We start from the raw sequence: 22,454 nt of genomic DNA, 5'->3' as shown, positions 1-22,454 counted from the left end.
AATAACCTTGGGGAAGTAATGAAATCAGAGAACCTGTCTACCGGGAATACGTTAGTTGATAATGAACTGGACATTCGCGGCTTAGTTTGCACGCTGTGGCGTGGTAAGCCCTGGATCATCGCTATTGCCGTGCTGTTTAGCGTTACGGCGTTACTCTATTCTTATCTGGTAAAACAGGAGTGGAGTGCAACGGCGATTACGGATAAACCGACGGTAAACATGTTGGGCGGGTACTATTCGCAACAACAGTTTCTCCGCAATCTGGATGCGAAATCCTTTGCTGTGCCGCAATCGGAGCAGCCATCCATTTCGGCCGATGTTTATGATGAGTTCATCATGCAGCTGGCGGCCTATGATACCCGCCGGGATTTCTGGTTACAGACTGACTATTACAAGCAGCGTCAGGAGGGGGATGTGAAGGCTGATGCCGCCCTGCTGGATGAACTGGTGAATAATATTCAGTTTACGCCGCGTGATGATGCCAAAAAAACCAGTGATACGGTGAAGCTGATGGCGGAAACGCCCGCTGACGCCAATACGTTACTTCGTCAGTATGTGGTGTTCGCCAGTCAACACGCAGCGGGTCACCTGAATGAAGAAATCACTGGCGCATGGGCGGCCAGAACCATTTTCATCAAGTCGCAGATCAAGCGGCAGGAAGCCGTCGCCAAGGCGATTTACGAACGTGAAATCCGTAGTGTCGAACAGGCGCTGAAAATCGCCCAGCAGCAAGGTATCAGCCGTAGCCAGACTGATACGCCGGCGGATGAGCTGCCTGCGTCAGAAATGTTTTTACTGGGAAGGCCGATGTTGCAGGCACGCCTGGAGTCTTTGCAAGCCAGCGGGCCGCACTATGATCTCGATTACGATCAAAATCGCGCCATGCTAACCACTCTGAATGTCGGGCCCACGCTTGACGCCAGTTTCCAGACCTACCGCTACCTGCGTACACCGGAAGAACCGGTGAAGCGCGATAGCCCGCGTCGTGCCTTTCTGATGGTGATGTGGGGCGCGATCGGGGCGTTAGTGGGCGCGGGTTTTGCTTTGGTACGCCGTCCACGTCAACCGGTTCGCTGATTGACGTCCGATTCGCAGTAAAAGTCTGCGTCTAACCTGATTAAAGAGATTCACTGTGAAAGTGTTGACTGTTTTCGGCACCCGGCCGGAGGCCATTAAAATGGCTCCATTGGTTCATGCCCTGGCTCAGGATGAAGCCTTTGAATCGAGAATTTGCGTAACAGCCCAGCATCGGGAGATGCTGGATCAGGTGCTGCGTTTGTTCAATATTTCGCCAGATTACGATCTGAATATCATGCAGCCGGGACAGAGCCTCAGTGAGATCTCCTGCCGCATTCTGACAGGGCTCGAGCCCGTTATGACTGAATTTAAACCCGATTTGGTGCTGGTGCATGGTGATACCACCACGACGCTGACCACCAGTTTGGCTGCGTTTTATCAACGCATTCCCGTTGGACATGTGGAGGCCGGGCTGCGTACCGGAAATCTCTATTCTCCCTGGCCGGAAGAAGCGAACCGTAAGCTGACCGGGCACTTGGCCATGTACCATTTTGCGCCAACGGAAAATGCCCGTCAGAATTTACTGCGTGAGCATTTGTCGGATCGACATATTGTCGTCACCGGGAATACGGTCATTGATGCGTTGTTCTGGGTACGGGATCGCATCGTCAGTGATGCGGACTTGTGTCGCCGTCTGGATGAGCAGTACGCTTTTCTGGATGCGACCAAAAAGCTGATCCTGGTCACCGGACACCGGCGTGAAAGTTTTGGTGACGGTTTCGAACGTATTTGCAGTGCGCTGGCCGATATCGCCAGACGGCATCCGGATGTGCAGATTGTTTATCCGGTACACCTTAATCCTAACGTCAGTGAGCCGGTCAACCGCATCCTGAGTGGCATTAACAATGTGATGTTGATTGCGCCACAGGACTATCTGCCATTTGTTTATCTGATGAATCGTTCGTATGTGATTCTGACCGATTCCGGCGGAATTCAGGAGGAAGCCCCCTCGTTAGGTAAGCCGGTGTTGGTCATGCGTGAAACTACCGAGCGTCCCGAGGCGGTGGAGGCCGGGACGGTGAGATTGGTGGGGACCGACGTGGCGAAAATCGTAGATGCCGTTTCCCTGCTTCTGACTGATGAAAATGAATACCAGACGATGAGTCGTGCACATAACCCCTATGGTGATGGTCAGGCCTGCCAGCGTATTGTTGAAGCGTTGAAAAGCGCACGCCTGCCCATGCATGTGTAAACGTCCCGAAGGGGCGAGCCAGATTGATCCCGCCATAAAAAAACGCCGGGAGCGTTTTTCAACGTCGCTTGCGACGGCCGAAGGGGGCGGGCAGGATAGCCCGCCATACAAAAATATCAGGTGACATTATGAGTTTTGACACAATCTCCGTTATTGGACTGGGATATATCGGATTACCGACCGCAGCGGCATTTGCGTCTCGTAAAAAGAATGTGGTGGGTATTGATGTAAATAAACAGGCGGTGGACACCATTAACCGGGGTGAAATTCACATCGTCGAGCCCGATCTGGATACGCTGGTAAAAGTGGCGGTAGAGCATGGCTACCTGCGCGCCTTTAACAAACCCGTTGCGGCGGATGCGTTTCTGATTGCGGTACCTACCCCGTTTAAAGGCGATCATGAACCGGATATGGCTTATGTACAGGCCGCGGCGGAGTCGATTGCTCCCGTGCTGAAAAAAGGCGATTTGGTCATTCTGGAATCGACTTCGCCTGTCGGCGCAACGGAGCAGATGGCTGAATGGCTGGCTCAGGTTCGCCCCGATCTAACCTTCCCACAGCAGGCGGGAGATGCCGCCGACATCAATATTGCCTACTGTCCCGAGCGCGTTTTACCGGGGCAGGTCGTGGTCGAACTGATTAAAAACGATCGGGTCATTGGCGGGATGACGCCGGTGTGCTCCGCACGCGCCAGTGAACTGTACAAAATCTTCCTTGAAGGTGAGTGTGTAATCACTAACTCTCGCACGGCCGAGATGTGCAAGCTGACGGAAAATAGCTTCCGTGATGTCAATATTGCGTTTGCCAATGAGCTGTCGCTGATCTGCGCCGAGCAGAACATTAACGTATGGGAACTTATCCGATTGGCAAACCGCCATCCCCGCGTCAATATTCTGCAACCCGGCCCCGGCGTGGGCGGGCACTGCATTGCCGTTGATCCGTGGTTTATTGTGGCTCAGAACCCGCAGCAGGCGAGACTGATTCACACGGCCAGGCTGGTGAATGATGGCAAACCGCTATGGGTTGTCGATCGGGTTAAAGCGGCGGTGGCGGATTACCTGGCGCAGACGGACAAACGCGCCAGCGAAGTCACGGTCGCTTGTTTTGGTCTGGCGTTTAAGCCTGACATTGACGACCTGCGCGAAAGCCCGGCAGTGGAAATTACGGCAATGATCGCGCAGTGGCATGTGGGCGCCACGCTGACGGTAGAGCCTAATGTGAAACAATTGCCTGTTGCGCTGGCGGGGCACGTACAGTTGGTCGATACGGCGTCGGCGTTACGGGATGCGGATGTCCTGGTGATGCTGGTCGATCACCGCCAGTTCAAAGCTGTTAACCCCGAAGACGTTAAACAAGATTGGGTTATTGATACAAAAGGAGTGTGGCGTTGAAACGTATTTTAATTACCGGCGGAGCCGGATTTATTGGTTCAGCGTTGGTAAGGCACGTTCTGACCGAGACACCGGACAGTGTGGCGGTGGTGGACAAACTTACCTACGCAGGCAATCTGTCCTCTTTGGCACCGGTCGCGGACAGCGCTCGTTTTGCTTTTGAACAGGTAGATATTTGCGATCGTGCGGCGCTCGATCGGGTGTTTGCCGAATATCAGCCAGCGATGGTGATGCATCTGGCCGCGGAAAGTCATGTCGATCGCTCTATTGATGGCCCGGCGGCGTTCATCGAAACCAATATAGTGGGTACTTACAATCTGTTGGAAGCCGCACGTCACTACTGGCAAAGTATGGAAGCCACCGCAAAAGCGGCGTTCCGCTTTCACCATATCTCGACTGATGAAGTGTTCGGCGATTTGCACGGTACCGATGATCTGTTCACGGAAACGACGCCTTATGCGCCAAGCAGCCCTTACTCCGCGTCTAAAGCATCCAGCGATCACCTGGTGCGTGCCTGGCTACGTACCTACGGTTTGCCGACCATTATCACCAACTGTTCCAACAACTATGGCCCCTATCATTTCCCTGAGAAACTGATCCCGCTGATAATTCTGAATGCGGTTGCGGGTAAGCCACTGCCGGTTTATGGCGATGGAGCCCAGATCCGTGACTGGCTGTTCGTCGAAGATCACGCTCGTGCGCTCTATAAAGTCGTGACGGAAGGCATCGTTGGGGAAACGTACAACATCGGTGGTCATAACGAACGTAAAAACATCGAAGTCGTTCAGACGATTTGTGAGCTGCTGGAAGAACTGGTTCCCAACAAACCCGCTGACGTGCGGCACTACCGTGACTTAATAACCTATGTGAAAGATCGCCCCGGTCATGACATTCGTTACGCCATTGATGCCGGTAAAATTGAGCGTGAATTGGGCTGGCGTCCACAGGAAACATTTGAAACCGGCATGAGAAAAACCGTCAGTTGGTATCTGAATAATGAATCCTGGTGGCGCAGCGTACAGGATGGTTCCTATACCGGCGAGCGTTTGGGGCTGAACGACTGATCGGTCGGGTTTATACAAGATAAGGAGCGGATATGAAAAATTCTGACTTCATTCTGACGGAGGGGAAGCCAACGTCCTCAGATGCGTCTGCGATCCGCGCCACGATTGAACCGCTGAACTGGGAAAGCGAGTTTTTCAATCTGGTCAGCGGCAAGCTGAATTTTTCATCTTCCGCGCCCGTCCTGACGCCAGCAGCGTTGGCGCGCTATGCGCTGACGCAGGCTAAGATACCGGCCGATAATCTGGCGCTGGCGGATACATTGGCGAATATCGGTTTTCGTCTGGTCGAAGGGGAAGTCGACCTCTGCCTATCGCTGGACGATACGCCCGCGACGGCGGTATTACCTCGCCAGCGCGTGGCCGACAGCGCCGATATCCCGATGCTGCGGCAGGCGGCGGCAAAGGTCTTCTCCCTGAGCCGTTTCCGTTCCCCCTGGTATCAGCCAACGGACAGCGGCCGTTTTTATGCCCGGTGGATAGAAAACGCCGTGCTTGGCACCTTTGATAACCTGTGTCTGTTGGTTGAAAACGAGGCGGGTGTGCCGCAGGGCTGGGTGACGATTCGCCAACTTGGTGATGGGGAAGCGCGTATCGGGTTACTCGGCGTTTTTCCGGACGTCACCACCCGCGGTGTGGGTGCGCAACTGATGGCTCTTGCTGAAATGTGGTGTCGGCAGCAAGGGATACAGCGTTTACGGGTCGCGACACAGGTCGGTAATGTGGCGGCACTTCGTCTTTATCTTCGTCGCGGTGCCCGGGTTGAGGGCACGGCTTATTGGTTATACAGGTGATCACATGATTCCGTTTAATGCGCCTCCGGTTGTGGGTACAGAACTCGATTATATGCAGGCTGCCATGAGCAGCGGCAAACTGTGCGGTGACGGTGGTTTTACCCGTCGCTGCCAGCAGTGGCTGGAGCACTATTCCGGCACCAGGAAAGCGCTGTTGACGCCATCCTGTACGGCTTCACTGGAAATGGCGGCAATTCTGCTGGATATCAAACCCGGTGATGAAGTCATCATGCCGAGTTATACCTTTGTTTCGACCGCCAACGCCTTTGTGTTACGCGGCGCCAGAATTGTGTTTGTCGATATTCGTCCGGATACCATGAACATCGATGAAACGAAAATTGAAGCGGCGATTACCGATAAAACGCGCGTTATTGTGCCGGTTCACTATGCTGGCGTCGCGTGTGAAATGGACGCCATCATGGCGCTGGCGAAGAAATATGATCTGTTTGTGGTTGAAGATGCCGCACAGGGCGTGATGTCGAGTTACAAAGGGCGTGTATTGGGTTCGATCGGCCATATCGGCTGTTTTAGCTTCCATGAAACCAAGAACTACACCTCCGGCGGAGAAGGCGGAGCGACGCTGATTAATGACTCAAGGCTGATTGAACGGGCGGAAATCGTGCGTGAAAAAGGCACTAACCGCAGTCAGTTTTTCCGTGGGCAGGTTGATAAGTATACCTGGCGCGATATTGGCTCCAGCTACCTGATGGCCGATATTCAGGCGGCTTATCTGTGGGCGCAGCTTGAAGCCGCCCGACCGATTAATGAACGCCGTTTACGCCTGTGGCAGAACTATTACGCCGCGTTCAAATCGCTGGCTGATGCTGGCCGCATTACATTGCCGACAATACCGGGCAGCTGTATTCACAATGCGCACATGTTTTATATCAAGCTGCGCGATGCGGAAGATCGAAGCGCCTTTATCAATTACATGAAAGAAGCTGAAATCCTGACGGTCTTTCATTATATTCCGCTGCACGACTGTCCTGCCGGACTGAATTTTGGACATTTTGTCGGCGAAAATCGTTATACCACACAGGAAAGTGAACGTCTGGTACGTCTGCCGCTGTTCTACAACCTGCCTGACGTCAATCAGCGTACGGTAATCAATACCGCCCTGAGCTTCTTCTCCTGATATGTCGTTAGCGAAAGCGTCAATCTGGACGGCGGGCTCCACGCTGATAAAAATCGGCGCGGGGCTGATAGTGGTCAAGCTGTTGGCGGTGGCGTTCGGGCCCAGCGGGGTTGGGCAGGCGGGTAATTTTCGTCAGCTCATTACCGTGCTGGGAGTTCTGTCTGGCGCCGGTATTTTTAACGGCGTGACCAAGTACGTTGCGGAATATCACCAGCAGCCGGACCGATTAACGCCCTTGCTTGGCACCGCCGTCGCGCTGGTGCTGGGATTTTCCACGCTGCTGGCCGTGGTATTTCTGTTTGCCTCGCGTCCTATCGCTAACGCGCTGTTTGGACACGATGAATATCGGGATGTGGTGCGGGCGCTGGCTTTTATCCAGATGGGCATCGCCTATGCCAACCTGTTTCTGGCAATACTGAAAGGTTACCGTGATGCTATCGGGAATGCGCTGGCCGTCATCAGCGGCAGCCTGATTGGTCTGGCTGCCTATTGGCTGTGCTTTACGCTGGGCGGATACCGTGGCGCGTTGGCCGGGCTGGCATTGGTGCCAGCGCTGGTGGTCTTACCGGCAGGCTGGCTGATGTTGCGTCGTACGCCGCTCTCGCTGTCGTCGTTGAAACCAGCCTGGGACAAGGCGATTGCGGGTCATCTCGGCAAGTTCACTCTGATGGCGCTGATGACCGCCGTGACGCTGCCCGTTGCGTATATCATGATGCGTAACCTGTTGGCGGAACACTACAGCTGGGACGATGTCGGTATCTGGCAAGGCGTCAGCAGTATTTCTGATGCTTATCTGCAATTTATTACTGCATCGTTCACTGTTTATCTGCTACCGACGCTCTCACGCCTGACGGATAAAGCGGCGTTGGCGCAGGAAATCGTCCGGTCGTTGAAGTTTGTACTTCCCGTGGTGGCTGCGGTCAGTTTTTGTGTCTGGCTGTTGCGTGATTTTGCTATCTGGCTGTTGTTTTCCAGCCAGTTTACCGCAATGAGAGACTTGTTCGCCTGGCAACTGGTGGGCGATGTAATGAAAGTGGGCGCTTACGTATTTGGTTATCTGGTGATAGCCAAAGCTGCGCTGCGTTTTTATCTGCTGACCGAGGTGAGCCAGTTTCTGCTGCTTACCGGGTTTGCGCACTGGCTGATCCCCCGACATGGCGCATTGGGTGCGGCGCAGGCGTATATGGCAACGTATCTGGTCTATTTTTTGCTTTGTTGTAGCGTATTCATTATTTACCGTAGGCGAGCATGACGACACTGATTCATGTCCTGGGATCTGATATCCCACACCATAACCAGACCGTTTTACGTTTCTTTAATGATGTTCTGGCGGACGAATTGCCGCGACAACAGGTGGGACATTTTATGGTGGCGACGCGCGACGCGTTGCCGCTGGCGGATTTTCCGGCCCTTGATATTGAAACGTATGCGGATAAAAAGACGCTGGCTCAGGCGGTGATGACGAAAGCAAAGGCCGATCGAAATACGCGTTTTTTTCTGCACGGGCAATTTAATCCCACGCTGTGGCTGGCGCTGCTGAGCGGTAAAATCAAGCCGGCACAGGTTTATTGGCATGTCTGGGGCGCTGACTTGTACGAAGAAGGCAGTAGTTTGAAGTATCGCTTGTTTTATCTGCTGCGGCGTCTGGCGCAAAAGCGGATCGGACACGTCTTTGCGACGCAGGGCGATTTAGCGTGGTATCAGCAGCGATATCCTCGCGTACCCACATCGTTGCTTTATTTCCCGACGCGGATGGATCCCGCGTTGACGGGCATAGAGGCGGAGAAGCCGCTGGCGGGGCCGCTGACTATTCTGGTCGGTAATTCCGGCGATCGCACCAATCGTCACCAGGAAGCGTTGCGCGCCATTCATAAGCAGTTCGGCACTAATGTTCGGGTGATCGTGCCGATGGGCTATCCGGCAAATAACGCATCCTACATTGCGCAGGTTGAGGAAGAAGGATTGGCGCTGTTCGGCGTGAAACATTTTCAGCTATTGAAAGATCAACTGGCGTTTGATGATTATCTGAATATGCTGCGCACCTGCGATTTAGGTTACTTTATTTTTGACCGTCAACAGGGTATCGGTACGCTGTGCCTGCTGATTCAGTTTGGCGTGCCTTTTGTCATTAGCCGGAAGAATCCTTTCTGGCGGGATTTGGCGCAGCAGCATCTGCCGGTGCTGTTTTACGGTGATAATCTGGATGAAGCGCTGGTTCGTGAAGCTCAGCGTCAGTTGATATCCGTTGATAAGCATCAAATCGCGTTCTTTAACCCTAACTATCTGCAAGGTTGGCGGCAGGCTCTGGCGCTGGCAGCGGGAGAACCAACATGACGCTGGGACAATTTGGTGGCCTGTTCGTGGTTTACCTTATTTCGGTCATTTTTATTCTGACGCTGACCTGGCAGGAGTTTCGTCGTGTTCGTTTTAACTTCAATGTCTTGTTTTCGCTGCTGTATCTGCTGACGTTCTATTTCGGTTTTCCGTTCACCTGCGTATTGATCTTTCGTTTTGGCGTTGAGGTGGTGCCCGTCCCGTATTTACTACAGGCGCTGCTTTCCGCGACGGCGTTTTACGCTATTTACTATGTCAGTTATAAAACCCGCTTGCGCAGGAAAACGAGCGCTGTACGTCCGCCTTTTCTTACCATGAACCGGGTGGAAACGAATCTGACCTGGGTGTTGCTGGCGCTGATCGCGATAGCGACGGTGGGGATGTTCTTCCTCAACAACGGTTTTCTGCTGTTCAAACTGCGTTCTTACAGTCAGATTTTTTCCAGTGAAGTCTCCGGTGTGGCATTGAAGCGCTTTTTCTATTTCTTTATTCCGGCCATGCTGGTGGTGTATTTCCTGCGTCAGACGCAGCGGGCCTGGCTGCTGTTTCTTATCGGGACAGTGGCGTTTGGCATGCTGACTTATGTCATCGTCGGAGGGACGCGGGCGAATGTGATTATTGCTTTCGCGCTGTTCCTGTTTATTGGCATCGTGCGGGGCTGGATAACGCTGTGGATGCTGGCGGCGGCAGGGATGTTCGGCGTGGTGGGCATGTTCTGGCTGGCGCTTAAGCGCTACGGCATGGATGTCAGCGGTGATGAAGCGTTTTATACCTTTCTGTACCTGACTCGCGATACGTTCTCGCCGTGGGAGAATCTGGCGTTATTGTGGCAGAATTACGATAAAATCGATTTTCAGGGACTCGCGCCTATCGTGCGTGATTTCTACGTGTATATTCCTTCCTGGCTGTGGCCTGAACGCCCGAATCTGGTATTGAACAGCGCTAATTACTTTACCTGGGAAGTATTGAATAACCATTCCGGACTGGCAATTTCTCCAACGTTATTAGGCTCACTGGTGGTGATGGGCGGAGTGCTGTTCATTCCGCTGGGTGCGATTGCCGTTGGATTGATTATCAAATGGTTCGACTGGGTTTATGAACTGGGCAAAAACGACAGTAATCGATACAAGGCGGCCGTTCTGCAAGCGTTCTGCTTTGGGGCGGTGTTTAATATCATCGTATTGACGCGTGAAGGGGTTGATGCGTTTGTTTCACGCGTCGTGTTTTTCTGCCTCATCTTTGGCCTCTGTCTGCTGGTGGCCAAATTGCTGTATTGGCTGCTGGAAAGTGCGGGTTTAATCAGGCAGCGCCTGTTGCGCTCCCGGCCACAGGCTACGCCGTCAACCACGCCGCCGGTCACCCCCACGCGCAGCGTGCCGTAAAGGATTGAGAATGGAAGAAAAAGCAGTTATCCCCCAGTATTCGATCCGTGGTTTAGCTATCCACGGATTTCGCCATATGGCGCAATTTGTTGACTATCTGTTTGCCGATCGGCGGGTGAAAACCGGTACGCTGGTGGCCATTAACGCCGAAAAAGTCTTAACGGCCGAGAAAGATATTGCCCTGCGCGCCTTGCTGGAAAAGGCGGAATACAAATATGCGGACGGGATCAGTATCGTTCGCTCGATTCGCCGCAAATATCCGCAGGCTGATGTGAGCCGTATTGCGGGCGCCGATTTGTGGGAAGCGCTGATGCAGCGTGCCGGCCGGGAAGGGACGCCGGTTTTTCTGGTCGGGGGTAAGCCGGACGTATTGACCCAAACAGAAGCAAAGCTTCGGGCTCAGTGGAACGTCAATATTGTCGGTAGTCAAAATGGTTATTTCGCTCCGGCAGAGCGCGATGCGCTGTTTGAGCGTATTCGTGCCAGCGGCGCACAGATTGTCACCGTGGCGATGGGATCGCCACGGCAGGAAATTCTGATGCGCGATTGCCGCAGTCACTACCCTGACGCTTTATACATGGGCGTGGGGGGCACCTACGATGTCTTTACCGGACATGTGAAACGCGCGCCGCTGGCCTGGCAAAATCTGGGGCTGGAATGGCTCTATCGTCTGGTCTCCCAGCCGAGCCGTATTTTCCGGCAGCTGAAGCTATTGAAGTACCTTGCCTATCATTACAGCGGACGTTTGTAGTTTTTCTTCTTTGCGCTGGGCCTGGGTAAAAAAACGGCGATAATCGGGGTGAAATCGTCGTTTTTAGGGGAGGGAAAAACGGATTTGTACGTTATTTAACTCGAAATGAGCAAAGCATAAGCAAACACGTCATTTCGATAAAAAAGCACTAGACAGGCACTCGTTAAATCCGTAGTATCCCCTCCCGCAACGGCGCTAAGCGCCCGTAGCTCAGCTGGATAGAGCGCTGCCCTCCGGAGGCAGAGGTCTCAGGTTCGAATCCTGTCGGGCGCACCACTAAGTTGTGTGCAAGAGCTGCGGTGGTACAATTACCCCGTAAAGGAAGTACCGCGTAACAAATAGTACGTAAAGGTAGTAAAGCGTGGTTTATGGTGGCTATAGCTCAGTTGGTAGAGCCCTGGATTGTGATTCCAGTTGTCGTGGGTTCGAGTCCCATTAGCCACCCCAGATTCAAGTTTGTGATTTATGGTTATGCGAAGGTGGCGGAATTGGTAGACGCGCTAGCTTCAGGTGTTAGTGTCTTAACGGACGTGAGGGTTCAAGTCCCTCTCTTCGCACCACACAAACGATAAGCTTAAGCAACAAAGCAGTACATTCGGCGAGTAGCGCAGCTTGGTAGCGCAACTGGTTTGGGACCAGTGGGTCGGAGGTTCGAATCCTCTCTCGCCGACCAATTTTAAAAAAAGCACATCTTTCGATGTGCTTTTTTTTTCGCCTGCGGTTTTTGGTATTATCCAAATGGATATTAAATCGCCAGGGATGCTATTTGTTGCCCTTGGCGATTTAATCGTTTCGTTAATTACTTAGCCAAAACATCATCACTACCGAAATACTGCTCTGCCAACGTTTTCAGCTGACCGTTTTGGCGTAATACATTGAGTTTTTCATTAAAACCGGCGAGGAGTTTGTCTCCCTCAGGCGTTTTGGCAAAGGGGAAGCTGACTATTTCATTGGACAGCGGTTCGCCAACCAGTTTGAGCGGCAATTGATGTTTATTGATTTCCGCTAATAGGATCGGGCGGGAATTCACATAGCCTTGCACTCTATTGTTTATCACATCACTGACGGCGGCATCACGCGTTTCATAGGTCCGAATGGTGACGCTGTTATCAGGAAAGGCATTACGCAAGTTGGTGAGGTGCGTCGATCCTAATACGCCCGAAATGGTTTTACCTTTTAAATCGGCTATTGACTGGATATCTTCATTTTTTACGCTGGTGACGATTTGCGATGCATAATTTAAATAAGCATCGGAAAAGTTGTATTTTTTCTGGCGCTCGGTTGTTTTGACGAAATTATTTGCGATGGTGTCAAGTTTGCCCGCTTCTAATTGGCCCAATAACCCACTGAAATCGGCCGTTGTCCATTGGATCTTGTAGCCTAATTCCTTGGCAATGGCTTCCGCGACATCAACGTCGTAACCGACTAATTTATTATTTTCCTTATAAGAGCCGGGGAAACTTTGTCCGGTGGTGCCGATACGCAAGATATTTTCCTGGTCGGTGGAAGCGGAATTATCACACCCGGTGAGCGCGACGGATATCCCCATCGCAAATAGTATGGTTTTTAGGCCGGTGGAGAATGTTTTTTTCATGGTGGTGTCCCTGTCTGAAATGAAATTGGACACCACCTTATCAGTACATTGTTATTTAAAGGGGTCCGATACGGCGTATCCGCAAGGGACTATATCATTCACAAAAAAAGGGGGTTTATATCTTAGCGTTATAATTTATTCCGTTTACTTGTATTACAAATCTCCGGGGGATTCTTACTATGATCGCCTCTTGTCGTTTGAATAACCAATTAACCTAAGCGTGGGTTATTGGTAAAAAGAAGAAAATGAAGGAATCCTCGTGTTAACCATAAAATCTCCCCTTGCCTATCACCATCAGGCTGGTTTATGCGATCGGGTGGGTGAACTGATTCGCGCGTTTGCCCGGCAAATTGCCATCGTGACCAGTCCCAAAGCCTGGCAGGCGGTAGAAGCCTCGGTTACGACCAGTCTTAATAACAGCGGGATCCAGTTTGATGTGCATTTTCTTGCCGGCGAATGTACCAGGGAGGCGGTGGAATACCATAGGGAACGTATCGCACAGCATCAAACCCGGTTTGTTTTGGGGATAGGCGGCGGTCGCGTACTGGATTGCGCCAAGGCCGTCGCGGATAGTCTGGAAAATGGGCAAGTGGCGACGTTGCCGACGATTGCCGCCACCTGCGCGGCGTGGTCGCCCATTAGTATCTTCTACGATGAACTCGGCGGGCATCAGGGGACCTATCCTTTAAAACGGATGCCTGTCATGGTCATCGTGGACAGCACGGTGATTGCACGCAGCGATGTGCGCTATCTGAAGGCGGGGATTGTTGACGCGCTGGCAAAATGGTATGAATTCCAGCCTTATCAGCAAAAAAACAGTCACAGTCTGGCGTTGAATCTCAAAATTCAGGCGGCGGCCTTTGCGCGTGATACCTTTAATCGGTGGGGAGAGCAGGCGGTACGCGATAATGAGAATCAGCAGGTGACTCTCGCCCTGCAACAGGTCATTGACGCCAATATTGCTGGTGCGGGATTAGCCAACAGCATGCGTGACGATAACCCTTCCCCAGGGGTCGCGCATGCTATCCATAATCGTCTGACGCACATCCCCGAGCTGCATGATTGGTTACACGGTGAAAAAGTCGGATTCGGATTGTTGGTGCAATCCCTCCTGGCGCAAGGTGACGGGCGGCCCGATGCCGAATTGCTGGCGCAATTATGTCGCTACGACGCGCCATTGACGCTCTCCGCGTTCGGTGAGAAACAGCCGGAAGTGGCGAAATATCTGGCGAGCAGTTTTAAATTTCCCGCCGCCAGTGCCGCGCTGTTGCCGTTTTCGTTATCTCCGCAAGCAATAGAACAGGCTATTCTGGCGGTGGAGAAGTTATAAAAGCGCCGCGCCGGTTTCCCGAAAACGTTGTATGGTAAATATCCGACCTTCTGGATCTAAGATAGATCCAGAAGTTATATCGGGGCTATATGGCGCATGTTATATTCCCAAGATTAGAACAACGACAAAACCCCGCCTGATAAATCCAAACAAACGAGTAAGCTATTATGGCATCACATCTTATTGATTTTCTTCTTATAGGGAATAATTTTGGCACGCCTGAAATGCGGGACGTGTGGTCAGAGCATAATCGTCTGACAAAGCAGGTTGAAGTGGAGGTGGCGCTGGCGCTGGCTGAAGGAGAGCTTGGCGTTATCCCGCAGGAAGCGGCACAGACCATCGCCGAAAAAGCGGATGCCAGCACGCTGAATGTGGAAGAGATTGCGAAAGATGCTGTGCGCATGAAACATTCTCTGATGCCGACGATTACTGCGATCCAGAAGCAGTGTGGCGCGGCCGGCGAATTTATCCATTATGGCGTAACCACGCAGGATATTGTCGATACGGCTACCGTTCTGCAACTAAAGCATTCTTTTGACATTGTTTTTCGTGATACTCAACTGCTGGCGGTCGAATTAAAACGCCTGTCGAAAAAATACCAATACACGCTGATGACCGGCCGCACTCACGGCATGCAAGCGCTGCCGACCACGTTCGGTTTTAAACTGGCGGTCTGGCTGGATGAGTTTGTCCGTCACCTTGAACGCCTGAGTGAAATTAAAGAACGCGTGCTGGTCGGCAACATTAACGGCGCCATCGGGACTTATGCTTCCTTCGGCGATAAAGGGCCGGATATCGAGCGTCTGACGCTGGATAAGCTGGGCCTGAATACGCCGAACATTGGCTGGCAGTCCGCCCGCGATCGTTTCTCCGAGTATGCCTCTGTCGTTGTATTGATCAGCGGTACGCTGGGCAAGATCGGCAACGAGCTGTATAACCTGATGCGTACCGAAATCAATGAAATCGAAGAACCTTTCTCCGAGGGTAAAATCGGTTCCACGACGATGCCGCACAAACGCAATCCGGCCGCACTGGAAGGGCTGGCAAGCCTGACAGCGCCGGTGTTTAAAAGCGCCGCGCTGATTCATGAATCCATGAAAGTGGAACATGAGCGTGATGCAATGAGCTGGCGTGCGGAGTGGATCGCATTACCGGAAATCAACATCTATCTGTCGGCCCAGCTTCAGAATGCGCTGGGTATTCTGCGCGGCATGTCGGTGAATGAAAAACAGATGCTGGCGAACCTGGAACTGCAAAACGGCTTGCTGCTGTCCGAGAAAGTGATGTTTGAGATTGGTAAACGTTTGGGTAAACAGACGGCTCACCATCTGGTTTACGAATGCTCCATGCAGGCATTCGAGCAGAACCAGTCATTCAAATCCGTCCTGTTGGAACACCCGGTGTTGTCGGAACAACTGACGTCTGCTGAACTGGAAGAGTGGCTGAATCCGGCCAACTATCTGGGGAGTGCGCCCCAGAAAGTGGATGAGGTGATCCGCTATGCGGATAAATCCGGCCTGCTGTCTGCGTAGAAGGTGACATCATGAGTACCGTATTCCGCCAGGCTACGCTGGAGGATGATGAACCCTTTCTGGCACTGGCATTGGCGGCTTTTGAACCGATACGTCAGTTAGGCATCAATTTCTCTGCCGCGCATGCGGACATTGAAATGGTTCGCAAACACATTTCGTCTCACGGCGTGTACGTGATGGAGAAGAACGGCGTTATGGTGTCTTCATTCTCTATCCGCTATCCCTGGGGGCCAGAGCCTGGCCCTTATGGTTTGCCGCATCTGGGGTGGTTTGCCACCCATCCTGACTATAAAAAGCAGGGGCTGGGTAAGCAAATGATGACCTGGCTTGAGCAGAATATTTTGATTGCTCAGCTTAAAGCTCCCGCTGTGTCGTTAGGGACTGCGCAAAGCCATCCGTGGTTGATTGAAATGTATAAACATTATGGTTTCAGGGAAGTCGGGCAAGCTGATTTGGGGAAAGGACACCTGACGATCTTTATGGAAAAAATCCTTGATGACCAACTGTATAACCAGTGGAAAAAAAGAAATTCAAAATAGAGGCATGATAATGAAAAAATTAACGTTGTCTGTTTTAGCGCTGACGACTGCCTTTCTTGTGGCTGGCTGTGATTCTCAGGATGCAGCCCAGGGTGAGAAAGTGTTGAAGGTAGGGTCAACCGGCCAGAGCTATCCCAGCGGCTTCAAGCAGGATAATAAACTGGTCGGCTTTGATGTTGAAGTCACGGAAACCATCGCCAACGATCTGAACTACAAGGTTGAGTGGGTCACGGCCGATTTCAGCGGCCTGATGGGGCAACTGGAAGCGGGTAAACTGGATACGGTGGCTAACGTGGTGGCAATTACCCCGGCACGCCAGGAGAAATACAATTTCGCCCAGCCTTACAGTTACTACGGCAGCCAGATTGTGACTCACAAGGACAACGCCGATATCAATACGCTGGATGATCTGAAAGGGAAAACCGTTGCCGGCGTGTTGGGGTCCAATCATATCAACAACTTAAAGAAAGCGTTTCCTGATGGCAGCGTGACTATTCGTACTTATGAAACGCGTGACGGCGCGATGAATGACGCCCTGTCCAAACGTGTTGAAGGTTATGTGAATTCCCGTCCGATTTTGCTGGCAGAAATTAACAAGCGTAATCTGCCGTTCAAGCTGGTCGGTAATTCGCTGGTGGTAGAAGAGGTCAGTTTCCCGTTCCATAAAAACGAACAGGGCGATGTCTTACGTAAACAGTTTGATGAAGAGCTGAATAAAATGCGTGATGATGGGCGTTTGAAAGCGCTGTCGATTAAATATTTTGGTGAAGATATCACGACACCACCTTCTGCTCAGTAATTCGTGGCACGCTCACGATAATTTTAATGCCGTCGGTGCGGCGATACCCGAAATAATTCGGGTTGCAGGACAAAACGTTGTCGTTTTGAACAGCGCAAAGCGTATGCAGCTTGAAGTATGGCGGGAATACTGCACCGATGGCAGTATCAATGGTATGACTCATGAATATCGATCTCGCCTACCTGCTAAAGGTCTTTCCCCAGGTACTAAGCTATTTACCGACCACGCTGCTGCTTGCTGTGGTGTCGATGTTGTTTGCCATGGCTATCGGTCTGGTACTGGCGCTGGTTCGTGAAACCAAAAACATCATCGTGGTGAAAATCGTAGAGCTCTACATTTCTCTATTCCGCGGTATTCCTTCTCTGGTGCAGCTGTTTATCATCTATTTCGGTCTGCCGCAGATTTTCCCGGGGTTATCCAACCTTGATGCGATGACGGCAGCCATTATTGGTTTCAGTCTGAAAACGTCGGCTTATATGGCGGAGATATTCCGTGCGGCGCTGGCCTCGGTGGATTTTGGCCAGACAGAGGCCGGGTTATCCATCGGCATGAATAAGGCGCAGATTTATCGTCGGATTGTGTTGCCTCAGGCGATGCTCAATGCGTTACCCGCGACGGGCAACACGTTTATTTCCCTGATTAAAGACACCTCGGTCGCGTTCGCGCTGGGCGTATCTGAGCTGTTTGCGGAAGGCAAGATGATTGCCGCAGAATCATTGCGTTTCTTCGAAACCTTCCTGGTGGTGGGTTTGATTTACTGGTTGGTGATCATTGTTTATGCCTGGCTGCAAAAGCAGTTGGAAAAGAAACTGAATCACTCGCTACAGCGATAAGGGGCTGAAATGATCAGTGTAAAGAATCTCACTAAAAGCTTTGGCGATCAGGTGGTGCTGAACGATATCAGCCTGGATATCGCGAAAGGTGAAGTCGTGGCTATCATCGGCCCCTCCGGTTCCGGTAAATCTACGTTGTTGCGCTGCCTGAATCTGTTGGAAACGCCCGAGTCAGGCACGATTGAGATCGGCGAGCAATTGCTGGATACGCGCCGTTATTCAACCAAAGAGGCCTACGCCCTGCGCCGTCAGACGGCGATGGTATTCCAGAACTACAACCTGTTCAAAAACAAGACGGCGCTGGAAAACGTCACGGAAGCGTTGATCGTGGTGAAGAAAATGCCGAAAAAGCAAGCCAACGAGATGGGGTTGGCATTGCTGGAACAGGTGGGGCTATTGCCGCAGGCGGCGCAGTACCCGGTGACGTTATCCGGCGGGCAACAGCAGCGAGTCAGTATTGCGCGGGCACTGGCGGTGGATCCGAAAGCGATTCTGTTCGATGAGCCAACGTCGGCACTGGACCCGGAACGCGTGCACGAAGTGTTGCAGGTGATTCAGAAGCTGGCAAAAAACAACACTACCATGGTGATTGTGACGCATGAGATGCAGTTCGCTAAGGAAGTGGCCGATCGGGTAATTTTCATGGCGGACGGTCATATTGTTGAAGAAGGCCCGGCGGAAAAAGTGATCAGTTTTTCTGATAACCCGCAGACACAGCGTTTCCTGCGTCAGCTGACCAAGATCCCCGAGCCGGTTGAGTACGATATTTAACCCAAAAACAAACAAAAAGTCCCCTGACGGACAGGCAACCTGCACGCCCGTAAACAGGGCGGATAATGTGGAGTAGGCATTAATGAAAATAGCATCTCAGCATGAGCCGCTGGCTCAGTTTATTCAGGCATTCCGACACGATCTGCATCGGCATCCTGAATTATCAAACCAGGAATTTGAAACAACGCGCAAGATCAGAGAAGTTCTGGAAAAAGAAGGGATTCGTATTCTCGAATTACCGCTGAAAACGGGGCTGGTCGCGGAAATCGGCGGTCAACAGGAAGGTCCGCTGGTGGTCGTTCGTTCCGATATCGATGCCCTGCCTATCGAAGAAGAGTCAGGCGTGGAATTCACCTCAACCAGCAAAGGCGTCATGCATGCCTGTGGACATGATTTTCATTCTTCCGCTGCGCTGGGCGCGGCGATTCTGCTGAAGAAGATTGAACCGGAGCTGAAAGGAACCGTGCGTATTCTGTTTCAGGCGGCTGAAGAAACGGGGCTGGGCGCGCCGGAAGTGATTGCCACCGGCGCACTGGACAACGCCGCGGCAATTTTTGGTATTCATAACGATCCGACGCTGCCGGTTGGGGTGATTGGCGGCAAAGAGGGCGCATTGACCGCTGGCGTTGATCGCTTTGAAATCAAGATCGCGGCAAAGGGTTGCCATGCGGCGAAGCCGCATGAGGGCAACGACCCGATTGTGATTCTGGGTCAGCTGATTTCATCGGTGCAGACCATCATCAGTCGTACCGTTCCTTCCGATAACAATGCCGTGGTGTCGATTACTCAGGTGCACAGCGGCAGTACCTGGAACGTGATTCCCGATACGGCTTATCTCGAAGGGACGGTGAGAACCTTCAGTCAGGAGGCTCGCGATCTGATTGAACAGCGTTTCCGGCAAATCGTGGCAGGTATTGCCAGCACTTTTGGCGCGGAAATCGAGTTTATCTGGCATGCAGGGCCGCCATCGGTGATCAATACGGCGGAATGGGTCGATTTCGCGCTGGAAGTGGCGAGTGAAGAAGGTTTTGAAGCGCGTCGTGTCGATGCCAGCCCGATTGGCGAGGATTTTGCCTTCTATCAGCAAAAGCTGCCCGGCACCTTTATGATGGTAGGGTCTGGCGGCCCGTATGCGCTGCATCATCCGAAATTTCGCGTGGACGATCGCGCGCTGTTCCCGACGGCGCATTATCTGTATCAGATAGCGAAACAAAGTCTGGAAAAACTCGCTCAGGCATAAGGGCTGGTATCTCCGGCCTGGCAGCGAGTCATGCCGGAGGTAAATATTGTGGTTGTTGTGATTTAACGACAAGACCTGTATGGCGTGTCGCCGGAAAGCGACGTGTAATTTATTGATTAATAATGATTAAACTGTAAGCTCAGTAATCTGTCTCTTGGAGGCGACGTTTTTTGTCGCTCATCTCGTTTATTCTTCGCTCGGTTTTCTCGTCGTATATTGCTTGCAGGAAAATAAAAATATGATTTTTATCAGCCAATTATGGTGGACTGATGCCGTCGTGGTAATTGTGATGTACGCATTGGCATATTTTGTGCTTAAATATAAACGTAGATGCTCATTCCACCTTCTATGTTTGCTTCGGCTTCATAATCCTGGGAATGACGCAGAGCCAATTTGAGGTGCCTATCGTCCAACTCCAGATGAAGGTTTCACGATCTCCATCGGATTTCCCCGGACATAACGTTGAGTGAGGCACCGTACTGTTGTCTTACAGACCTGATTTTTTTCAACGCTTACCGACTAACGGTAAGCGTTTTTTTTGCCCGCCGTCCCTGGTGTAACCGGGAAGATTCAGAGCAGCAGTTTTAGTAATGCGGTTGCAACCGGTGCTGAGCTGGCAGGGTTTTGCCCTGTCACTAACAACCCGTCGGTTACGACATGTGGTTGCCAATCCGGGCCTTTTTCATAGATCCCCCCTTTTTGTTTCAGCTCATCCTCAACCAGAAACGGCACAATATGGCTAAGTTGCACGGCCTCTTCTTCGGAATTGGAGAAGCCGGTCACTTTGCGGCCTTTTACCAGCGAATTGCCGTCGGCGCCACGGACGTGGCGTAGTACGCCGGGGGCATGGCAAACCGCGCCGACGGGTTTACCTGCCTGAGAAAATGATTCGATCAGCGCGATCGAATGACGATCTTCGGCTAAATCCCACAGCGGGCCGTGGCCGCCCGGGTAGAAGATGGCATCGAAATCAGTTGCTTTTACATCGGATAACCGCTGCGTGGAGGCCAGCGCGGCCTGCGCTGCGGCATCTTTTTTAAAGCGCTCGGTGTCTTCGGTTTGAGCATCCGGTTCGTCACTTTTGGGATCTAGCGGCGGCTGTCCGCCTTTCGGTGAGGCCAGTGTGATTACGGCCCCTGCGTCCCTGAACGCATAATAAGGCGCAGCGAACTCTTCCAACCAGAAACCCGTTTTTTTACCCGTATTTCCCAGTTGATCATGTGACGTGAGGACCATCAATACGTTCATTTTTTCACTCCCGGTATGTTGCGTTCATCGAGGCATCTTGCCTGACGGATTTTGTCGCGGTATCGGTACCAATCGCGCTTGTTGCGTGAATCAGCCTTTGAACCCGGCATATCTATGTACCGTCAAAGCATAGCAAACGGTGCAAAAGGACCTTTCACCGTTAGACATTGAGGGTCAATACGGAGAATCAAGGGAAGGGGGGAGAAATTGAGACGATTCAGGAAAATGGGGCGCCGCGTTGGTACCCCATTCATGATTACTCGGCGGGCTGTTGCAACGTGAGCAACAAACCTTCTCTGCGCATTTGGGCGGCATCTTCGGGTAAATGAAGCCGATCAAGTGCGTCGGCGCGCCATGCGTAGTCATACGCATCCGGACGTTGTTCCAGCGCAGCGCGGAAAGCATCGCTGGCCTGTTGCCATTCGCCGTGCTTCATCAGCAATTGCCCCAGCGTACTATTCAACAACGGCGTAGCGCCCTGCTGTTTGATTTGCTGACGCAGCATTTTCTCCAGTTGGTCCGGATCGCCCGCTTTGAGGCGCGGCATCAACAGAACCAGCCGTTCGTCATACTGGCGTTTGAGCCCATCAAGAATGATTTTTTGCGCGGTATCGTGGTCATCGCATTCAATCAAATGTTCGATCATCGCCACCTGTAAAGGCACCTCGTGCCGAATTTTACGACTTTGGCTGTTCCACCACTGTTTTAGGCCCTCACTGCCGCCGTCTGCCATCGCCTGATTCATCAGCCCGAGGTAGGCTTGCTGCTGTAGCGCCAACACATGCTCTTCGTTGTGCGCAGGCAGTTTGCGTATGGCGGGCAGAATATCCAGCAGCGCGCTATAGGCGCTGGTACGCAGAAAGGCCTGTTCAGCCAGACGCAAGACTTCCGGATGCCGAGGCGCGACTTCCAGCAGACGGTCAACGCCGTGACGGGCAGCGTGATCTTCATGGCGCGCCAGTTGAATGCGGACGCGAGTGATATCAACCGGCAACTGGTCGGTATCGGCGATTTCCGCCGCCCGTTCCAGATATTGTTTGGTGCGGAATTCATCACCGCGCTGTTGAGCCGCCTCGGCCGCCAGCAGGTAATTGACCACCGGTTGTTCGGCATGATCGGCATTACGAGTCAGTAATTTCTCGACCTGTAGGTAATCCCCTTCTGCCAGTTTGAGCAACGCCGCTTTGGTCTGTTTTTTCGCCCGGTTGCGCTTACGGCCAAGGAACCAGCCACGCGTGCGGGTGCCGGTACGAAAAATACGGCGGATAATCCATTCGACGGCCAGCAGGACCAGGAACAGCAACACCAGCATAATCACCAGCCCGGTAACGCTGGTTTCAATGTTGTAGTTATCCGTTTGAATCAGAACGTAGCCTTGATGGCCTGCAACCATTGGCCCGAGCACCACGCCTGCAATCAGGATCAGAAACAGCAACAGGACTCTCAACATA

The 22,454-nt window shown here is 52.3% G+C and carries 21 protein-coding genes and 4 tRNA genes; 21 read left to right on the top strand and 4 right to left on the bottom strand.

Going from position 1 to position 22,454, the window contains the following annotated elements; genetic code table 11:
* Positions 1 to 18 precede the first annotated feature (18 nt).
* The 14 genes from wzzE (at position 19) to DDT52_RS18210 (ending at position 11,790) form a co-directional block, all read left to right on the top strand.
* Positions 19 to 1,077, top strand: coding sequence for an ECA polysaccharide chain length modulation protein (wzzE, locus tag DDT52_RS18275; protein WP_136157624.1), 1,059 nt, complete (start codon positions 19 to 21; stop codon positions 1,075 to 1,077).
* Between the two features lie 55 nt (positions 1,078 to 1,132).
* Positions 1,133 to 2,269, top strand: a complete 1,137-nt coding sequence (gene wecB, locus DDT52_RS18270; RefSeq protein WP_136157623.1) for a non-hydrolyzing UDP-N-acetylglucosamine 2-epimerase — start codon at positions 1,133 to 1,135, stop codon at positions 2,267 to 2,269.
* 128 nt (positions 2,270 to 2,397) lie between these two features.
* On the top strand, positions 2,398 to 3,660 hold the full coding sequence (gene wecC / locus DDT52_RS18265; protein WP_136157622.1) for a UDP-N-acetyl-D-mannosamine dehydrogenase: 1,263 nt from the start codon (positions 2,398 to 2,400) through the stop codon (positions 3,658 to 3,660).
* Positions 3,657 to 4,724, top strand: a complete 1,068-nt coding sequence (gene rffG / locus DDT52_RS18260) for a dTDP-glucose 4,6-dehydratase (protein WP_136157621.1) — start codon at positions 3,657 to 3,659, stop codon at positions 4,722 to 4,724. The genes wecC and rffG overlap by 4 nt, the downstream gene beginning before the upstream one ends.
* A gap of 32 nt (positions 4,725 to 4,756) precedes the next feature.
* Complete coding sequence (gene rffC, locus DDT52_RS18255; protein WP_136157620.1) at positions 4,757 to 5,515, top strand: dTDP-4-amino-4,6-dideoxy-D-galactose acyltransferase; 759 nt, start codon at positions 4,757 to 4,759, stop codon at positions 5,513 to 5,515.
* Between the two features lie 4 nt (positions 5,516 to 5,519).
* Positions 5,520 to 6,650, top strand: coding sequence for a dTDP-4-amino-4,6-dideoxygalactose transaminase (rffA, locus tag DDT52_RS18250; RefSeq protein WP_136157619.1), 1,131 nt, complete (start codon positions 5,520 to 5,522; stop codon positions 6,648 to 6,650).
* Position 6,651: 1 nt separating this feature from the next.
* Positions 6,652 to 7,902, top strand: coding sequence for a lipid III flippase WzxE (wzxE, locus tag DDT52_RS18245; protein ID WP_136157618.1), 1,251 nt, complete (start codon positions 6,652 to 6,654; stop codon positions 7,900 to 7,902).
* A complete protein-coding gene (locus DDT52_RS18240) occupies positions 7,899 to 8,984 on the top strand; it encodes a TDP-N-acetylfucosamine:lipid II N-acetylfucosaminyltransferase (protein WP_136157617.1) in 1,086 nt (361 codons plus the stop codon). Before wzxE ends, DDT52_RS18240 begins: the two co-directional genes overlap by 4 nt.
* Positions 8,981 to 10,366 carry an ECA oligosaccharide polymerase gene (gene wzyE, locus DDT52_RS18235; RefSeq protein WP_136157616.1) on the top strand — a complete coding sequence of 462 codons (1,386 nt, stop codon included), beginning with the start codon at positions 8,981 to 8,983 and terminating at the stop codon, positions 10,364 to 10,366. The genes DDT52_RS18240 and wzyE overlap by 4 nt, the downstream gene beginning before the upstream one ends.
* A gap of 10 nt (positions 10,367 to 10,376) precedes the next feature.
* A complete protein-coding gene (gene wecG, locus DDT52_RS18230; RefSeq protein ID WP_109054844.1) occupies positions 10,377 to 11,117 on the top strand; it encodes a lipopolysaccharide N-acetylmannosaminouronosyltransferase in 741 nt (246 codons plus the stop codon).
* A gap of 199 nt (positions 11,118 to 11,316) precedes the next feature.
* Positions 11,317 to 11,393 (top strand) — tRNA-Arg (locus tag DDT52_RS18225).
* A 95-nt stretch (positions 11,394 to 11,488) separates the two neighbouring features.
* Positions 11,489 to 11,564: transfer RNA gene (locus tag DDT52_RS18220), tRNA-His, on the top strand.
* Positions 11,565 to 11,590: 26 nt separating this feature from the next.
* Positions 11,591 to 11,677 (top strand) — tRNA-Leu (locus tag DDT52_RS18215).
* Positions 11,678 to 11,713: 36 nt separating this feature from the next.
* Positions 11,714 to 11,790: transfer RNA gene (locus DDT52_RS18210), tRNA-Pro, on the top strand.
* A gap of 126 nt (positions 11,791 to 11,916) precedes the next feature.
* Here the strand turns inward: DDT52_RS18210 and DDT52_RS18205 are convergent.
* On the bottom strand, positions 11,917 to 12,711 hold the full coding sequence (locus tag DDT52_RS18205) for a transporter substrate-binding domain-containing protein (RefSeq protein ID WP_136157615.1): 795 nt from the start codon (positions 12,709 to 12,711) through the stop codon (positions 11,917 to 11,919).
* Positions 12,712 to 12,970: 259 nt separating this feature from the next.
* Here DDT52_RS18205 and DDT52_RS18200 point away from each other — a divergent pair, with 259 nt between their 5' ends.
* The 4 genes from DDT52_RS18200 (at position 12,971) to DDT52_RS18185 (ending at position 16,911) form a co-directional block, all read left to right on the top strand.
* Positions 12,971 to 14,041 (top strand): iron-containing alcohol dehydrogenase family protein, encoded by a 1,071-nt coding sequence (locus tag DDT52_RS18200; RefSeq protein WP_136157614.1) that lies wholly within the window; start codon positions 12,971 to 12,973, stop codon positions 14,039 to 14,041.
* Positions 14,042 to 14,208: 167 nt separating this feature from the next.
* Complete coding sequence (gene purB, locus DDT52_RS18195; RefSeq protein ID WP_136157613.1) at positions 14,209 to 15,573, top strand: adenylosuccinate lyase; 1,365 nt, start codon at positions 14,209 to 14,211, stop codon at positions 15,571 to 15,573.
* An 11-nt stretch (positions 15,574 to 15,584) separates the two neighbouring features.
* On the top strand, positions 15,585 to 16,112 hold the full coding sequence (locus DDT52_RS18190) for a GNAT family N-acetyltransferase (RefSeq protein ID WP_136157612.1): 528 nt from the start codon (positions 15,585 to 15,587) through the stop codon (positions 16,110 to 16,112).
* 4 nt (positions 16,113 to 16,116) lie between these two features.
* Positions 16,117 to 16,911, top strand: coding sequence for an amino acid ABC transporter substrate-binding protein (locus DDT52_RS18185; RefSeq protein ID WP_210732742.1), 795 nt, complete (start codon positions 16,117 to 16,119; stop codon positions 16,909 to 16,911).
* On the opposite strand, the gene DDT52_RS18180 is transcribed toward DDT52_RS18185, so the two are convergent.
* Positions 16,886 to 17,074, bottom strand: coding sequence for a hypothetical protein (locus tag DDT52_RS18180; RefSeq protein ID WP_136157611.1), 189 nt, complete (start codon positions 17,072 to 17,074; stop codon positions 16,886 to 16,888). The two genes, DDT52_RS18185 and DDT52_RS18180, sit on opposite strands and share 26 nt — an antisense overlap.
* Here DDT52_RS18180 and DDT52_RS18175 point away from each other — a divergent pair.
* The 3 genes from DDT52_RS18175 (at position 17,073) to DDT52_RS18165 (ending at position 19,755) form a co-directional block, all read left to right on the top strand.
* A complete protein-coding gene (locus DDT52_RS18175) occupies positions 17,073 to 17,744 on the top strand; it encodes an amino acid ABC transporter permease (RefSeq protein WP_136157610.1) in 672 nt (223 codons plus the stop codon). The two genes, DDT52_RS18180 and DDT52_RS18175, sit on opposite strands and share 2 nt — an antisense overlap.
* Before the next feature lie 9 nt (positions 17,745 to 17,753).
* Positions 17,754 to 18,515 (top strand): amino acid ABC transporter ATP-binding protein, encoded by a 762-nt coding sequence (locus DDT52_RS18170; RefSeq protein ID WP_136157609.1) that lies wholly within the window; start codon positions 17,754 to 17,756, stop codon positions 18,513 to 18,515.
* A gap of 82 nt (positions 18,516 to 18,597) precedes the next feature.
* The gene (locus DDT52_RS18165; protein WP_136157608.1) at positions 18,598 to 19,755 is read left to right on the top strand and encodes a M20 peptidase aminoacylase family protein; all 1,158 of its coding nucleotides are present in this window, start codon (positions 18,598 to 18,600) and stop codon (positions 19,753 to 19,755) included.
* Between the two features lie 570 nt (positions 19,756 to 20,325).
* Here the strand turns inward: DDT52_RS18165 and DDT52_RS18160 are convergent.
* Both DDT52_RS18160 and hemY read right to left on the bottom strand, forming a co-directional pair.
* Positions 20,326 to 21,003 carry a type 1 glutamine amidotransferase domain-containing protein gene (locus DDT52_RS18160; protein WP_136157607.1) on the bottom strand — a complete coding sequence of 226 codons (678 nt, stop codon included), beginning with the start codon at positions 21,001 to 21,003 and terminating at the stop codon, positions 20,326 to 20,328.
* A gap of 256 nt (positions 21,004 to 21,259) precedes the next feature.
* Positions 21,260 to 22,453 (bottom strand): protoheme IX biogenesis protein HemY, encoded by a 1,194-nt coding sequence (gene hemY, locus DDT52_RS18155; protein WP_136157606.1) that lies wholly within the window; start codon positions 22,451 to 22,453, stop codon positions 21,260 to 21,262.
* Position 22,454 lies beyond the last annotated feature (1 nt).

Origin of the sequence: Brenneria roseae subsp. roseae, from assembly GCF_003115845.1 — a bacterium.
GTDB classification, from domain to species: domain Bacteria; phylum Pseudomonadota; class Gammaproteobacteria; order Enterobacterales; family Enterobacteriaceae; genus Brenneria; species Brenneria roseae.
The sequence above is the reverse complement of the archived record's forward strand: the minus strand, read 5'-3'. Positions and strand labels throughout refer to the sequence as shown.